This is a genomic window from Streptomyces sp. NPDC057137 (assembly GCF_042670825.1).
GTDB lineage: Bacteria > Actinomycetota > Actinomycetes > Streptomycetales > Streptomycetaceae > Streptomyces.
The window spans coordinates 141,901-156,811 of sequence record NZ_JBHUUW010000004.1 but is presented as its reverse complement, the minus strand read 5'-3'; the positions used below and the strand labels follow the sequence as shown (position 1 = coordinate 156,811).

Here is a 14,911-nt window from a genome sequence, read left to right as displayed (position 1 = left end):
GGGCGAGGACCGTTCCCCCAACGCACAGCGGCAGCCCGGCCGCCCGGTGTGCCCCGCCCCGCCCAGCCGGCGCCCTCCGTAGGATGCGGCCCATGCCGGACCCTGCCTCGCCCCGTCGTCCCGAGCCCTTCACCGCGCAGGCCTCGCCCGCCGCGCTGGAAGACCTCCGCGCGCGGCTGCGTGCGACGCGCTGGCCGGATGCGCCCGAGGACGCCGGTTGGTCGCTCGGGACCGACCTGGACTACCACCGGGAGCTGGTCGCCTACTGGGCGGACGAGTTCGACTGGCAGGCCCAGGAGGCGGCCCTCGCCCGGTTCCCCCGCTTCCGCGCCCGACTCGGCGGCCTCGGGATCCACTTCGCGCACGTCCGCGCCGCCGCGCCCACCGGGCCCGTGCTGCCGCTCGTCCTCAGCCACGGCTGGCCGGACTCGTTCTGGCGGTACGCGAAGGTCATCCCGCTCCTGACCGACCCCGGCGCGCACGGCGCCGACCCCGCCGACGCGTTCGACGTCGTCGTGCCCGACCTGCCGGGCTTCGGCTACTCCGACCGCCCCACCGGCCCGCCCCTCAACTCCATTGCCGTCGCCGGTCTTTGGGCCGAGCTGATGGGCCTGCTCGGCTACGCGCGCTTCGGCGCGGCGGGCGGGGACATCGGCAGCCACGTGAGCCGGTACCTCGCGCTCGACCACCCCGACCGGGTCGTCGCCGTCCACCGCACCGACGCGGGCGTCCCCGTCTTCACCGGCGATCCGGCCGACCTCGCCCCCGAGGAGCGGGCCTGGCTCAGGGACGCCGCGGCCTGGGGCGCGACCGAGGGCGCGTACGCCGCCATGCACCGTACGAAGCCCCAGACCGCCGCCTTCGGGCTCACCGACTCCCCGGCCGGGCTCGCCGCGTGGATCGTGGAGAAGATGCGGGCGTGGAGCGACTGCGACGGCGACGTCGAGCGCAGCTTCACGAAGGACGAGATCCTCACGAACGTCACGCTCTACTGGCTCACGGGCACGATCGGCTCGTCGATGCGCATGTACGGCGCGAACGCGGCGATCCCGCCCGCGCAGCTCGCCCGCCGCGTCGAGGTGCCGTCCGGCTTCTCGCTCTTCCCCGGCGACATCGTCCGCCCGCCGCGCGCGTGGCTCGACCGCACGGCGAACGTCGCCCGCGTGACCGAGCCCGAACGCGGCGGCCACTTCGCCGCGTTCGAGGAGCCCGAGCTGTACGCGGAGGAACTGCGCGCGTTCTTCCGCCCCTACCGGGCACCGTCGTTGGACTAGTACCCGGCGGGTGGTGGGTGTCCGGCTGGCGGATGGTCAGGGGAAGTACAGGGACGCCTTCTCCAGGACGTGGCCCGTGAACATTCCGCCCCAGGTGACTGGGCCCCGGTACATGGTGACGCCGCCGGCCCCCGGGGCGGACGTCTGTACCGTGACGGGGCGGCCGATCACTGTCGTTCCGACGAGCCGGGCGTCCTTGGCGGCCCAGTCCGAGGCGGACGGCCGGATGTTGCCGCTGATCAGGGCGGGCAGGACCATCAGGGCGTTACGGGCCCCGGGCAGGCCGCCGCGGAGGTCACCGGCGTACTCCATCGCCCACCTGGTGAAGCTCGCCAGCGACGTGTCGTCGGCCTCGGGCACGGCGGCGGCCAGGACGAACAGCTGAACCTTGGTGCCGAACCACCGTGCCTTGCGGTCCGACCGGCTGCCGATGACCACCTGGCTGTCATCCCAACCGGTCGCGGTCACCTTGCATCCGTCGGCGGTGAGCCGCCCACGGAGCGCTTCCAGATAGGCGGTTGCCGCGTCGGCCGACCGGGCCCCGCCGATTCCTTGCTGAGTCATGCGCAGATCCTCCGTCACCCGCGCGTCGGGCGGAAGACCGGGGCGAGCCATCCCCGTCAGGGCCCTGACGGCTCGATCTCCCCCGCGAACACGATGACTTGGTCGATGAGGCTCCGCCGCAGATGGACGACGTCCGTTCCCGCCAGTCGGGGGCCTCCGTCCGGTGTGGTGAAGACCCACTGGTACCGGGCCCACTCGTCCGGCATGTCCACCGCCGAGCAGCGCACCATCGTGCCGGTGCCCGCCGGGTGGCGCCGGATGTCCAGCACGAACCGCTCCACCGCCTCGATCCCCTCGCTGCGGCCCAGCGGTCCCCAGAAGACCACGTCCGAGGTCAGGGCCTGGGAGAGCAGCCCGGCCACATAGCTGTCGTCCGAGGCGTTGAACGCGGAGATGAACGTGTCGATCGCGGACCGCGCGGTCTCTTCATGCATGCACCCAGTAGTACCAGTTGCCTCACGGAACGCGCTCGTCCCGTGACAGCACCGGGCGCCTCACCCCGCCGAGAGCACCGCCGCGACCACCGGTCCCGCCGCGTCCCCGCCGTGCCCGCCGGACTCGACGCTCGCGGCGGCGGCCAGGTCGTCCTGGAAGCCGGTGAACCAACTGTTCGACGTGGCCTGCCCGTCGACCTCCGCCGATCCCGTCTTCGCGCCCTTGTCCCCGCCGAGCCCGGACATCGCCGTCCGACCGGTGCCCCACGAGGCCGTCGCCCGCATCATGTCGCGCAGCTGCTGTCCCACCGACCCCGGCAACTGCCTTTCCGCAACGGCCAGTTGACGGTCGTCCAGGTCGCGCGGGACGATGATCGGCTGGCGGAAGGTGCCGTCCTTCGTGGTGGCCGTGACGGACGCGATGTTCAGCACGTTCATCTGGACGGTGCCCTGACCGATGTACTGCGCGGCGGCCCCGCCCCCTTCCGCCTCCGGCACGCTGCCGTCCGCGGACGCGATGCCGGTCTGCCAGTCCAGCCCGAGGCCGAACACTTGCCGGGCCACCGACGGCAGCGCGTGGTCGTCCTTCGCTTCGTCGATCAGCTTGATGAAGGCGGTGTTGCAGGAGCGGGCGAAGCTCTGTGTGAACGTACCGCCCTGGATCTCGAAGTTGTCCAGGTTGTGGAACGAAGTGCCTTCGTAGAGCGCCGTTTTGGGGCACACGGCCGGCTTGCCCGCCCCGGCCAGGCCCTTCTCCAGCAGCATCGCCGCGGTCACGATCTTCATCGTCGAGCCCGGCGCCTGCTTGCCCAGCATCGCCGCGTTGAAGCCGTCCTTGCGGTTGTTGGCGACGGCGACGATCTCACCGGTGCTCGGCTTCACCGCCGCGACGGACGCCTCGCCGAACTTCTTCACGGCCTGCTCGGCCGCCGCCTGCACCTTCGCGTCGAGCGTCGTCCTCAGCTCGCCGGTCTTGCCCTTGGAGAGCGTCAGCAGCATCGAGCGGGGCGTGTTGTCGCCGTCGGTGTGGATCCACATCTCGACGCCGGACTTGCCGCCCGCCTTCTCGCCGTACTTGTTCCGCAGCTGTTCGAGCACCGGCGCGAGCGACGGGTACTTCTGCGCCGTCAGCTCGGTCCCGTTGCGGTCGACCGCCTTGATCGGCGGCTTCGCGGCCTCACCGGTGACCAGGTGCGTGTTCTTCTCCAGCTTCGGATGAATGACCGTCGGCACCCAGTCGACCAGCGGCTTCCCGCTCGTCAGCCCACGGACGACGGTCAACTCGGAGGCGTACGAGAGGGGCTTGCTCAGCCCCTCGAACTTCACCGTCGCCTTGACGGTGAAGGGCACCTTCGCGCCCGTCGCCTTCCCCGGAGTGATCACGGCGCCGGTGATGTGCGCCTGCTCGCTGTAGCCGGCGACGGCGTCCTTCGCCTCGGCCGCGTTGTTGGTGTACGCGGCGGCGAGTTCGGGATCCTTGCCGTCGGCCCACGCGGCGAGGAAATCCTCGGCGGTGGTCCTGATCTCTTCCGCGCTGAGCGGCCCGGTCCTGACCTCGGTCGACTTCGACTCGGCCGTCGTACTGCCCCCGCCGTCCCCGTTGAGGACGTTGTACGCCCCGTAGCCGACCCCACCGGCCACCACGATGAACACGCCGCCGACGATGGCGACTTTCGCCCCACTGCGCATGAGTGCGATCCCCCTCCCCCAGGAGTGCCCCCGGCCACGTTTGAACGTGTTCAAAGGAGCAATGATTTCGCACTCTACGGGACGTGGGTGAACAGGGAAGGGGCCGTTATCGGACCGCGACGATCGCCACGACGACTGCTCGGCCAGTTCGGCGCGCGAACCCGGCGTACCGGCGCGGTCACACCCAGGTGTCGAACCACATCCGGTCCTGCCACTGGTCGATGGGGATCGTCTGCCCCGTGTAGATCGGCCAGAAATAGATGAAGTTCCAGACGATCAGCAGCACCAGCACACCCGCCCCCACCGCGCCGATCGTCCTGCGTCTCTCGTCCGAGCCCGCCGGGCCCAGCATCGCGCCGATCATCATCGACACCGCCAGGCAGAGGAACGGGACGAAGACCACCGCGTAGAAGAGGAAGATCGTGCGTTCCTGGTAGAAGAACCACGGGACCCAGCCCGCCGCGATCGCGCAGGCGATGGCGCCCGCGCGCCAGTCGCGGCGGAAGAACCAGCGCCACAGGACGTACAGGATCGCGAAGCAGGCCGCCCACCAGAGCAGGGGCGTGCCGATCGCCAGGACCTCCTGGGCGCACTTCTCCCCCGGGGCCGACGTGCAGCCCTCCGTACCGCCCCTCGGGTCCTCGTAGAAGTACGAGACCGGGCGGCCCAGGACGATCCAGCTCCAGGGGTTGGACTGGTAGGTGTGGCCCGAGGTCAGATTGACGTGGAAGCTGTAGACCTCGTTCTCGTAGTGCCACAGGCTGCGCAGCCAGTCCGGCAGCCAGGACCACATCCCGCCCCGGCCCTCGGTGGCGGCCCAGTCCCGGAAGTAGCCCTTGTCGGTGACGATCCAGCCGGTCCACGAGGCGACGTACGTCACGATCGCGACCGGGACCGTCGAGACGAAGGCCGGCAGCAGGTCACGCCTGAGCACGGCGAGATACGGGCGTACGGCGCCGGCGGTGCGTCGCGCGCCCACGTCCCAGACGACCGTGAGCAGGCCGAACGCGGCCAGGATGTAGAGGCCGTTCCACTTCGTCGCGAAGGCCAGGCCCAGCATCAGACCGGCGGCGATACGCCACGGCCGCCAGCCGAGCCGCAGCCCCCCGGCGACCGCGTCGTCCGGGCGCAGCACCCCCTCCGCGTCCACCGGCAGCGCGTCGGCGAACCGCCGTCTCGCCCAGTCCCTGTCCAGCAGCAGACACCCGAACGCGGCCAGTACGAAGAACATCAGCACCAGGTCGAGCAGCGCCGTGCGGCTCATCACGAAGTGCAGTCCGTCGACGGCGAGCAGCCCGCCCGCCAAACACCCCAGGAACGTCGAACGGAACAGCCGGCGGCCGATGCGGCACAGCATCAGTACGGAGAGCGTGCCGAGGACCGCCACCATGAAGCGCCAGCCGAACGGGTCGAAGCCGAACATCAGCTCGCCGAGCCCGATGATCCACTTGCCCACCGGCGGGTGCACCACATACCCGGGGTCGGTCGGCACCGGCACCTGCGAGGGGTCGGCCAGGATCAGCTTGTCGACGTCCTTGGGCCAGCTCGCCTCGTACCCCTGCTTGACGAGCGCCCACGAGTCCTTCGCGTAGTACGTCTCGTCGAATATCACCGCCTTGGGGCTGCCCAGATGCCAGAACCGCAGCAGCCCGGCGACCAGCGCCACCGCCAGCGGACCGAGCCACGCGGACCAGCGGATCAGCCGGTCGGCGTGCAGCGGCGGCACACCGAGCACCGTCCACAGGCGGGTGGACGGCTCCGTGTACGGCGGGACCAGCCGCTCGCGCAGCCCGATCACCGGTCTCGGCGCATAGCCGAACCGCCGCAGCCGCTGGGGCCATGACGGCGGCCTGTCCTCGGCGTCCCGACCCTGGAGGGCTTCTGGCGCAGTACTGGTCACCGCGCCATCGTAGGGAACGCCGCTGTGCGCCGTGGTCACGCGTCGGCGGACACGGCGGCGGACACGTCGGTGGACACGGTGGCGGACCGGTGGCGGCCCCCTGGCGGACACCGCTGCGGACCGGCCTCCCGCGCCGCCCTGCGAGGATGGCGTACGTGACTACTGTGCCCTCCCGGGGAACGGCCCCCGCAGCCCCGACCGGCGTTCTCGTCCTCGCCGGGACCCCCATCGGCGACACCTCCGACGCCCCGCCGCGCCTCGCCTCCGAGCTGGCCACCGCGGATGTCGTCGCCGCCGAGGACACCCGGCGGCTGCGCAGGCTCACCCAGGCGCTCGGCGTGCGGACCACGGGCCGCGTCGTGTCGTACTTCGAGGGCAACGAGAGCGCCCGTACGCCCGAACTCGTCGAGGCACTGGCCGGCGGCGCCCGCGTGCTCCTTGTGACGGACGCCGGGATGCCGTCCGTCTCCGACCCCGGTTACCGGCTCGTGGCGGCGGCCGTCGAGCGGGACATCAAGGTGACCGCGGTGCCGGGGCCGTCCGCCGTGCTGACCGCGCTGGCGCTCTCCGGGCTGCCCGTCGACCGCTTCTGCTTCGAGGGGTTCCTGCCGCGCAAGGCGGGCGAGCGGCTGGGCAAGCTCCGCGAGGCCGCCGACGAGCGGCGCACCCTCGTCTACTTCGAGGCGCCGCACCGGCTGGACGACACCCTCGCGGCGATGGCCGAGGTCTTCGGCGCCGAGCGCCGGGCCGCCGTCTGCCGGGAGTTGACCAAGACGTACGAAGAGGTGAAGCGCGGCGGTCTCGGCGAGCTGGCCGTGTGGGCGGCCGACGGCGTACGGGGCGAGATCACCGTCGTGGTCGAGGGAGCCCCGGAACGCGCGCCCGTGACGGACCCCGAGGAACTGGTGCGCAGGGTGCTGGTGCGGGAGGAGGCAGGGGAGAGGCGGAAGGAAGCCATCGCCGCGGTCGCCTCGGAAGCAGGGCTGCCCAAGCGCGAAGTCTTCGATGCGGTGGTCGCGGCAAAGAATGCTGCCCGGACAGGCCCCCGGGACGGTAAAGGACTATCTTGAAATGCAAAGCGCAGACCGTGTGCCAGGCCCTTTCGGCATGGGGAGGCCAAGAGCCTGCCATTAATCGACAGCGCTGATGCGCTCCCGCCCGAATAGGCGTCCACTGGATCGAGTGGAGAGGAGCTGGCATGAGTGAGATCACGGGCAACGCCGTCGCCCACGAGGCATATGCGTTCTGCTGCATGCGATGCGGTCACGGCTGGGAGCAGGCGTACGACATAGAGCACCACACGGACGGTTCCGGACAGCAATTCGTCGTCTACAAGGCGGACGGACTGCGGGTGCCTTCACCGCTGTCGAGCCCGACCTGCGTCAACTGCGGACACCACGTCGTGCGCATCATGCGCTCGGGACAGGTGTCCTCGGTGCACGCCCTGAGCCAGCAGAGGACCGCCCCCAAGGCGCCCAGAACGCCGAAGGAGCCGAAAGCACCCAAGGCGCACAAGGCGAAGGCGCCCAAGCGGACCAAGCCGATACCCGTGACGGACGAGGCGGGCGGAGCGGCCATCGGGGCCGTGGGCGACAGCGCGCAGGGGAAGCCGGCCCACCACTGGCACCTCTCCGACCTCCTGCACCCGTTCCACCGCAAGTAGCCCACCGCAAGTAGCCCGCTCCGGGCGCCGGGCGCCGTCCTCGTACGATCGTGCCCATGAGCCCGAAGAGCGCCAACAGCACGAGCAGCGCCGCACGCGCCACAAGCGCCAAGCGCGCCGACGAAGCGCCACCGGCACCCGAACCGCTCCGGGTGCCGGTCGCCGATTCGCACACCCACCTGGACATGCAGAGCGGCACCGTCACGGACGCCCTCGCCAAAGCGGCCTCCGTCGGAGTGCCGATCGTCGTCCAGGTGGGCTGTGACGTGAAGGGCTCCCGCTGGGCGGCCGACACCGCCGCCGCGCACGAGTCCGTGCACGCGGCGGTCGCGCTGCATCCCAACGAGGCGCCGCGCATCGTGCACGGCGACCCCGACGGCTGGTCGCGCCAGGGCGTCCGCGAGGCCGGCGGGGACGCGGCCCTGGACGACGCGCTCGCGGAGATCGACCGGCTGGCCGCGCTGCCGCATGTGAAGGCCGTCGGCGAGACCGGACTCGACTTCTTCCGTACGGGTCCCGACGGCATGGCCGCGCAGGAACGCTCGTTCCGCGCGCACATCGAGATCGCGAAGCGGCACGGAAAAGCGCTCGTCATCCACGACCGTGAGGCGCACGCCGACGTGTTGCGCGTGCTCGCCGACGAAGGCGCTCCGGAGCGGACAGTTTTCCACTGTTATTCGGGCGACGCGGAAATGGCCGAAATCTGTGCCGCTGCGGGCTACTTCATGTCCTTCGCGGGAAATATGACGTTCAAGAACGCGCGCCCGTTGCGTGAGGCGTTGGCCGTCGCTCCGCTCGAACTCGTTCTGGTGGAGACGGACGCGCCTTTTCTGACGCCCGTTCCGTACCGAGGACGGCCCAATGCGCCGTATCTGATTCCGGTGACGGTGCGTGCGATGGCGGAAGTGCGCGGAATCGACGAGGACGCGATGGCGACGGCGATTTCGGCCAACACGGCGCGCGCTTTCGGGTACTGAGGCGGCCGGTTCGGCTCGACCCCTGGGGACGCTGTGTAGTCGCGCTGCTTTGGAGAGTGACCGTCACTCCGCTAGTGTCCGCCGGGTCGCGTGGGGGCCGGACCGGACTTGTGGAGCGTCGAGCGTCATGAGCAGTACGCAGGGCAGTCACCGTGCCGGACATCGCCGTCCCGAACCGGCGCCCACCGTGGCGTGGTTCGACCCCACCGAGGCGCTGGTCCCGCACCAGCAGCCACCGCCCGCCGCCGTGCCGACCCCCGACCCCGGGAGCGACCCCGACCCCGACCCCGAGACCGGCCGTGGCTCCCGCCGCCGCCTCGTCCCGCAGGCCCTCGTCGTCGCCGTCCTGGCCGGCGGCACCTCCGCGTTCGTCGCCAACGACAAGGCCGTCGAACTCAGCGTCGACGGCACCCCGCGCACGCTCCACACCTTCGCCGACGACGTGGACGAACTCCTCGCCGACGAGGGCGTGCGGATCGGCGAGCACGACCTCGTCGCCCCCGGCCGGGGCGCCGAACTCACCAACGGCGACGCGGTCGTTGTCCGCCACGGCCGCCCCGTCATGCTCACCCTCGACGGCCGGCGCCGCCAGATCTGGACGACCGCCGACACCGTCGACGGCGCGCTGCGGCAACTCGGCGTACGCGCGGAGGGCGCGCTCCTGTCCGTCTCGCGCTCGTCCGCGATCCCCCGCAGCGGTCTGGCCCTCGACGTCCTGACGGAGCGCACCGTCACGTTCATGGCCGACGGGCGCGAGCGCACCATCCGTACGAACGCCGCGACCGTGTACGAGGCCCTCGCCCACGCCGGGCTCACCCTGCGCGGCGAGGACACCACCTCCGTATCGCCCGACAGCTTCCCGCGCGACGGCCAGACGATCACCGTGATGCGTATCACCGGCAGCGAGATCGTCCGCGACGAGGCCATCCCGTACGACACCGAACGCGTCCACGACCCCTCGATCCTCACCGGCACGGAGGTCGTCACGCGCCAGGGCGAGCAGGGGACGCGCCGCCTCACGTACGCCGTGCGCGCCGTCAACGGCGTCAAGCAGAAGCCCCGCAAGATCGCCGAGAAGATCGTCCGCACGCCCGTCACCCAGCGCGTCAGGGTCGGTACGAAACAGCGCCCGGCCTCCGTCGCGGGCGCCGACGGCCTCAACTGGGCGGGACTCGCCGCCTGCGAGTCGGGCGGCCGGCCGAACGCGGTGGACCCCTCGGGGACGTACGGCGGGCTGTATCAGTTCGACACCGGCACCTGGCAGTCCCTCGGCGGCAGCGGACGCCCGCAGGACGCCTCCGCGGGCGAGCAGACGTACCGGGCGAAGAAGCTCTATGTGCAAAGGGGGGCGAGTCCGTGGCCGCACTGCGGCCGTAGGCTGCACGGGTGAGCACCACAGAGCCCCCCGAAGTCCCCGACGACGCCTCCGGCGCGACCCAAGCCTCCGACGCCCTGCTCGGCCTGCTCGGCCCCGCGGACATCCGCGAGCTGGCCGCGGTCCTCGGCGTGCGCCCCACCAAGCAGCGCGGCCAGAACTTCGTCATCGACGCCAACACCGTGCGCCGGATCGTCCGCACGGCCGGTGTACGCCCGGACGACGTGGTCGTGGAGGTGGGCCCGGGGCTCGGCTCGCTGACGCTGGCGCTGCTGGAGGCGGCCGAGCACGTGACGGCCGTCGAGATCGACGACATCCTCGCCGCCGCGCTGCCGCGCACCATCGAGGCCCGGATGCCGGCCCGCGCCGGCCACTTCTCGCTGGTGCACGCGGACGCGATGCAGGTACGCGAGCTGCCGGGGCCGACGCCCACGGCGCTGGTGGCGAACCTTCCGTACAACGTCGCCGTGCCCGTCCTGCTCCATATGCTGGAGCACTTCCCGACGATCGAACGCACCCTGATCATGGTCCAGGCGGAGGTCGCGGACCGGCTGGCGGCGGCGCCGGGGAACAAGGTGTACGGCGTGCCGTCGGTGAAGGCCAACTGGTACGCGGAGGTCAAGCGCGCCGGGGCCATCGGCCGTAACGTGTTCTGGCCCGCGCCGAACGTCGACTCGGGCCTCGTCTCGCTCGTACGGCGCGCGAAGCCGCTCACGACCACCGCGTCGCGTACCGAGGTCTTCGCGGTCGTGGACGCGGCCTTCGCGCAGCGCCGCAAGACGCTGCGGGCGGCGCTCGCGGGCTGGGCCGGGTCGGCGCCGGCGGCGGAGACGGCACTGGTGGCGGCGGGGGTCTCGCCGCAAGCGCGGGGGGAGTCGCTGACGGTGGAGGAGTTCGCGCGGATCGCGGAGTCGAAGGGGGCGGTCGCGTGAGTGACACGGGCACGGGGATGGAAAGGGTGAGGGTGGGCACGGCGAGGGGGAGCGCGGTGAACGGTACGCACGCGGTGAACGGCACGGACACGGTGACCGTGCGGGTACCGGCCAAGGTCAATGTCCAGCTGGCGGTGGGCGCGGCGCGCCCCGACGGCTTCCACGACCTGGCCAACGTCTTTCTGGCGGTCGGCCTCTACGACGAGATCACCGTCACCCCCGCCGACGAACTGCGCGTCACCTGCGCCGGCCCGGACGCGCACCAGGTCCCGCTGGACGCGACGAACCTCGCGGCGCGGGCGGCGATCGCGCTCGCGGAGCGCCACGGGATCGAGCCGCGCGTCCATATCCACATCGACAAGGACATCCCCGTCGCGGGCGGCATGGCCGGCGGCAGCGCCGACGGCGCCGGGGCGCTCCTCGCGTGCGACGCGCTCTGGTCGCTGGGCTCGTCCCAGGCCGAACTGCTCGCCATCTGCGCCGAGTTGGGCAGCGACGTACCGTTCAGCCTGCTGGGCGGCGCGGCGCTCGGCGTCGGGCGCGGGGAGCGGCTGACACCGCTGGACGTCGGGGGCACGTTCCACTGGGTGTTCGCGGTCGCCGACGGCGGACTGTCGACCCCGGCGGTGTACGCGGAGTTCGACCGCCTCACCGCGAAGGCCGACGTCCCGGCCCCCGCCGCCGACCCCGCCCTGCTCGCGGCCCTGCGCACGGGCGACGCGACGGCCCTGGCGGCCACCCTCACCAACGACCTCCAGCCCGCGGCCCTCTCCCTGCGCCCGTCGCTCGCGACGACGCTCACCACGGGGACGTCGGCGGGTGCGCTGGCGGCCCTGGTCTCGGGCTCGGGCCCGACGACCGCGTTCCTGACGAAGGACGAGGAGTCGGCGGCGACGGTGGCCGAGGCGCTGCTGGCTTCGGGCAACTGCCGTACGGCGAGGGTGACTTCGGCGCCCGCGGCAGGGGCGCGGGTGGTGTCGTGATGGGCGGTTCGAAGACCGCGACCGCTGTTGCCGCCGCCGATGTCACCCTCGCCACCGAGCCGCTGGTCGCGCTCCTCCGGGAGATCGCCGAGGACTCCGACGGCCTCGTACAGCTCCGCCCCGGACTCTCCGACGCCCGGATGGACGCGTGGGCGGCGCCGGTGCCGGAGGAGATCCGCGTACTGCTGCGCGCGGTCGGCGGTATCCGGATCGCGTTCGGCCGCCGGAAGGACGACGGCACGTATCTCTTCTCGGAGATCGACTTCGACGAATCGCTCAACGACGGCACGTTCCCCCTTGGCGGGGACGGCAGTTGGTACGTGGAACAGGCCGGCGGCCCCGGCACCCACCGCTTCGTCCATCTCGACTCGGGCGACGGCTTCGTCTACGTCGATGTCGACCGTGAAACCGGCGCCTGGGGACCGGTGTTCATCTTCTGGGACGCCAACGACACGGCGCGGCTGGACAGTTCACTGCACGCCTGGCTGCACCGTACGGCTGTCTGCCTGCGCGACGCGCTGCGGGACGCCGACGGAAACCCGCACGCCTTCAGCTCCGCCTTCTCGGGGAGCTGGACGGACCACCACACGAACGTGCCCCAGGTGCCCACGATCCCCGCCGCCGAGGCGCGGACGAGCCCGGACCCGGTCATCCGCTCCGTGGCCACCGCCCTCCCCGACGACGGGGCGCTGGCCGACCTCCGCGAGGTGGACGGCGCCGCGCTGGTGATCTTCGACTTCCCGGAGCTGTGTCACTTCGGGCGGGCGCACGGTGGAGCCGTACTCACCGCGGTGCCGACGAATCCGTACGAGGACGACTGACCCGGATGTGCTGGTGCCCGTCCAGGGGGAACGGCGGCCGGGCGGGCAGGGTCTGCCGGTACACGTAGCCGGTCTTCTCCGCGACGCGGCACGAGGCGATGTTGTCGATCTGATGGAGCAGTTCGAGGCGGGTGACGCCGTCGAGGGTGTCGAACGCCCAGCCGGTCAGGGCCTCCAAGGCGCGCGGGGCGATTCCCCGCCCGCGCGCCTCGACGGCGGTCCAGTACCCGACCTCGGCGCAATCGCCCGGCACCGCACCCCGCTTGACGGCGACGTTGCCGACGAGCCGGTCGTCTTCGAGTCGATCGTCTTCGCGTCGGTCTCTTTCGAGCACGGCGAAACTGAGCCGCTGCCCGGTGCGCCACCCGTCCGACTGGATCGCCAGCCAACGCACGGCGTCCTCAACTCCCGTGACGGGCAGCCGAGTCCACTTGCGGAGGAGCGGGTCGCGGTAGATCTCGATCAGCGGCTGGATGTCGCTGTCCGCCCAGGGACGCAGGATGAGCGCGGGGTGCCCGGGGGTAAGCGGATCGACGCGGATTTCGACGTTCACGTCGGTCAACACGGCTCCTACCGGCTCTGCATGGACTCGGGGATCTCCGGGAACAGGCCGGTCACCTCGGCGGATTTCACGGTCTCGGCGGCCGGGGGAGGTGTGGCCTGCACGGGCTTGCCCGGGTCGCTGACGGTTACCCGCACGGGGTCGTCGTCGATCTCGAACTTGACCCCGTGTGGCAGGGGTTCGCCTTTCTCCGGTACGTAGACGGCGATCCCGTCGCCCTCCGGCTGCTCCACCATTTCCACGACTCGCTTCCCGTCCTGCGTGACGGGATTGAGCGCCTTGACCTCGTCGACCGAATCGGGCAGGTCGGCGAACGCCTTGTCCAGATCGCACAGTTTCAGCAGCGGGTCGCTCTTCAGATCGGAGGCCGCCGTCTCGATGTACTTTCCACGGGCCTTCTTCGCGGCCTTGTCGTGGAGGGCGACCGCGTCAGGGCTGATCTGCTCGGCGAGCCTGCGCCAACTTGCCAGCCTGGTGTCGTCGTACCGGTACCACACCCGCTCGCTTCCCAGTTGGACGACTTCCGCCTTGCCTTGATCGGAGTACTCCGTGGTGCCGACGCAGTTGCCCTCGTGGTCGATCTGGAGCTGTACGCGGCCCATCAGCGGGTAACTCCCGTCGATGTGGACCGTGTCGTAGCCCTTCAGGGTCTTGAGCGCCGAAGAAGCCCGCGCGGCTTCGTCCCCATTCCCATTCCCATCCCCATCGCTCTCCGAGCCGCCGCCGCACCCGGCCGTCCCGCCCACACCCAGCACCACGATCGCGCACAGCACCGCCGTACGCCGCCTTCGCTTCCCCACCCCGGCACGCCTCTCTCATCTGCTCTCATCCGCGAACTCACCTTGCGCGAGGAACGCTATCCCGGCCCCGCCCGAGCACGTCCGGGCGGCCGGTTGTCAGACCCCTGCGTTAGATTCCCGCCATGACTCGATTCGTCTTGGTGGCAGGTGCGTGGCTCGGCTCGTGGGCGTGGGACGAGGTGGTGTCCGACCTGCGTGCGGCCGGGCACGACGCGCACGCCCTGACGCTGTCCGGTCTCGCCGACAGACAGCATGAGCGGCACGACGAGCCCATCGGGCAGCAGACGCATGTACGGGACATCGTCGACGCCGTCGAGCGCCTCGACCTGCGCGACGTCGTCCTGGTCGGGCACAGCTACTCGGGCATCCCGGTCGGCCAGGCCGCCGAGCGCATCGGTGACCGGCTGTCGCGCGTGGTGTTCGTCGACTCGAACGTGCCGGTGGACGGCGAGTCGTTCGTCTCCGGCTGGCCCGACGGCCGGGCGGCGGTGGAGGCTTCGATCGCCGAGAGCGGTGGCTTCTGGCCGCCCCTCACGGCGGCGGATTTCGACGGCCAGGGCCTCACGGACGAACAGACCGCCCGCATCGTGTCCGGCTCGACGCCGCACCCCGGCGCGACCCTGACCGAGCCGGCGGAGCTGGAGCGCCCACTCGGCGGGCTCCCGGCGACGTACATCAAATGTCTGCTGGACTGGCCGGAGCCGAGCCCCGAGGTGGCCGAGCTGTTGAAGGGCGAGCACTGGCGGCTGGTGGAGATGAACACGGGCCACTGGCCGATGTTCTCGCAGCCCCACGAGCTGGCCCGGATCCTGCTCCAGGCCTGACCGACCGATCAGCCCTTTCGTTCGACCCCGGGCGCGCTCCACCACACGTTCGAGCAGTTCGGGCCATTGATCCTTGACCGATGATCCTGGCCGAAACCGGCCGCGACAGCCGT

At 71.3% G+C, this 14,911-nt stretch carries 15 protein-coding genes; 9 read left to right on the top strand and 6 right to left on the bottom strand.

All coding sequences use genetic code 11. The features are described from left to right. Positions 1 to 92 precede the first annotated feature (92 nt). Complete coding sequence (locus ACFT9I_RS05680) at positions 93 to 1,274, top strand: epoxide hydrolase family protein (protein ID WP_382561133.1); 1,182 nt, start codon at positions 93 to 95, stop codon at positions 1,272 to 1,274. A 36-nt stretch (positions 1,275 to 1,310) separates the two neighbouring features. On the opposite strand, the gene ACFT9I_RS05675 is transcribed toward ACFT9I_RS05680, so the two are convergent. The 4 genes from ACFT9I_RS05675 to ACFT9I_RS05660 all read right to left on the bottom strand — a co-directional run bounded on the left by ACFT9I_RS05675 (position 1,311) and on the right by ACFT9I_RS05660 (position 5,861). Next, positions 1,311 to 1,838: a hypothetical protein gene (locus ACFT9I_RS05675; RefSeq protein ID WP_382561131.1), complete on the bottom strand. Its 528-nt coding sequence runs from the start codon at positions 1,836 to 1,838 to the stop codon at positions 1,311 to 1,313. Between the two features lie 56 nt (positions 1,839 to 1,894). Then, entirely contained in the window at positions 1,895 to 2,272 is a 378-nt protein-coding gene (locus tag ACFT9I_RS05670) for a nuclear transport factor 2 family protein (protein ID WP_382561130.1), read from the bottom strand. Positions 2,273 to 2,332: 60 nt separating this feature from the next. Beyond that, positions 2,333 to 3,961 (bottom strand): penicillin-binding transpeptidase domain-containing protein, encoded by a 1,629-nt coding sequence (locus tag ACFT9I_RS05665; protein WP_382561128.1) that lies wholly within the window; start codon positions 3,959 to 3,961, stop codon positions 2,333 to 2,335. 178 nt (positions 3,962 to 4,139) lie between these two features. Beyond that, positions 4,140 to 5,861 carry a dolichyl-phosphate-mannose--protein mannosyltransferase gene (locus ACFT9I_RS05660; RefSeq protein ID WP_382561126.1) on the bottom strand — a complete coding sequence of 574 codons (1,722 nt, stop codon included), beginning with the start codon at positions 5,859 to 5,861 and terminating at the stop codon, positions 4,140 to 4,142. Positions 5,862 to 6,016: 155 nt separating this feature from the next. Between ACFT9I_RS05660 and rsmI the strand changes: the two genes are divergently transcribed. The 7 genes from rsmI to ACFT9I_RS05625 all read left to right on the top strand — a co-directional run bounded on the left by rsmI (position 6,017) and on the right by ACFT9I_RS05625 (position 12,612). Next, positions 6,017 to 6,931 (top strand): 16S rRNA (cytidine(1402)-2'-O)-methyltransferase, encoded by a 915-nt coding sequence (gene rsmI / locus ACFT9I_RS05655; RefSeq protein ID WP_382561124.1) that lies wholly within the window; start codon positions 6,017 to 6,019, stop codon positions 6,929 to 6,931. 128 nt (positions 6,932 to 7,059) lie between these two features. Further along, complete coding sequence (locus tag ACFT9I_RS05650) at positions 7,060 to 7,524, top strand: hypothetical protein (RefSeq protein ID WP_382561122.1); 465 nt, start codon at positions 7,060 to 7,062, stop codon at positions 7,522 to 7,524. Positions 7,525 to 7,580: 56 nt separating this feature from the next. After that, positions 7,581 to 8,501: a TatD family hydrolase gene (locus ACFT9I_RS05645; protein ID WP_382561120.1), complete on the top strand. Its 921-nt coding sequence runs from the start codon at positions 7,581 to 7,583 to the stop codon at positions 8,499 to 8,501. Positions 8,502 to 8,628: 127 nt separating this feature from the next. Then, positions 8,629 to 9,891, top strand: coding sequence for a ubiquitin-like domain-containing protein (locus ACFT9I_RS05640; RefSeq protein ID WP_382561118.1), 1,263 nt, complete (start codon positions 8,629 to 8,631; stop codon positions 9,889 to 9,891). Then, positions 9,888 to 10,808 (top strand): 16S rRNA (adenine(1518)-N(6)/adenine(1519)-N(6))-dimethyltransferase RsmA, encoded by a 921-nt coding sequence (gene rsmA / locus ACFT9I_RS05635; protein ID WP_382561116.1) that lies wholly within the window; start codon positions 9,888 to 9,890, stop codon positions 10,806 to 10,808. The genes ACFT9I_RS05640 and rsmA overlap by 4 nt, the downstream gene beginning before the upstream one ends. A gap of 56 nt (positions 10,809 to 10,864) precedes the next feature. Beyond that, entirely contained in the window at positions 10,865 to 11,791 is a 927-nt protein-coding gene (locus tag ACFT9I_RS05630) for a 4-(cytidine 5'-diphospho)-2-C-methyl-D-erythritol kinase (protein WP_382561114.1), read from the top strand. Continuing rightward, positions 11,791 to 12,612 carry a hypothetical protein gene (locus tag ACFT9I_RS05625; RefSeq protein WP_382561112.1) on the top strand — a complete coding sequence of 274 codons (822 nt, stop codon included), beginning with the start codon at positions 11,791 to 11,793 and terminating at the stop codon, positions 12,610 to 12,612. Before ACFT9I_RS05630 ends, ACFT9I_RS05625 begins: the two co-directional genes overlap by 1 nt. On the opposite strand, the gene ACFT9I_RS05620 is transcribed toward ACFT9I_RS05625, so the two are convergent. Further along, positions 12,575 to 13,177 (bottom strand): GNAT family N-acetyltransferase, encoded by a 603-nt coding sequence (locus ACFT9I_RS05620; protein ID WP_382561110.1) that lies wholly within the window; start codon positions 13,175 to 13,177, stop codon positions 12,575 to 12,577. The genes ACFT9I_RS05625 and ACFT9I_RS05620 overlap by 38 nt on opposite strands. A 5-nt stretch (positions 13,178 to 13,182) precedes the next feature. Further along, the gene (locus tag ACFT9I_RS05615) at positions 13,183 to 13,974 is read right to left on the bottom strand and encodes a hypothetical protein (protein ID WP_382561108.1); all 792 of its coding nucleotides are present in this window, start codon (positions 13,972 to 13,974) and stop codon (positions 13,183 to 13,185) included. 122 nt (positions 13,975 to 14,096) lie between these two features. On the opposite strand from ACFT9I_RS05615, the gene ACFT9I_RS05610 reads away from it, so the two are divergent. Then, complete coding sequence (locus ACFT9I_RS05610) at positions 14,097 to 14,798, top strand: alpha/beta fold hydrolase (protein ID WP_382561106.1); 702 nt, start codon at positions 14,097 to 14,099, stop codon at positions 14,796 to 14,798. The last annotated feature ends 113 nt before the right edge of the window (positions 14,799 to 14,911 follow it).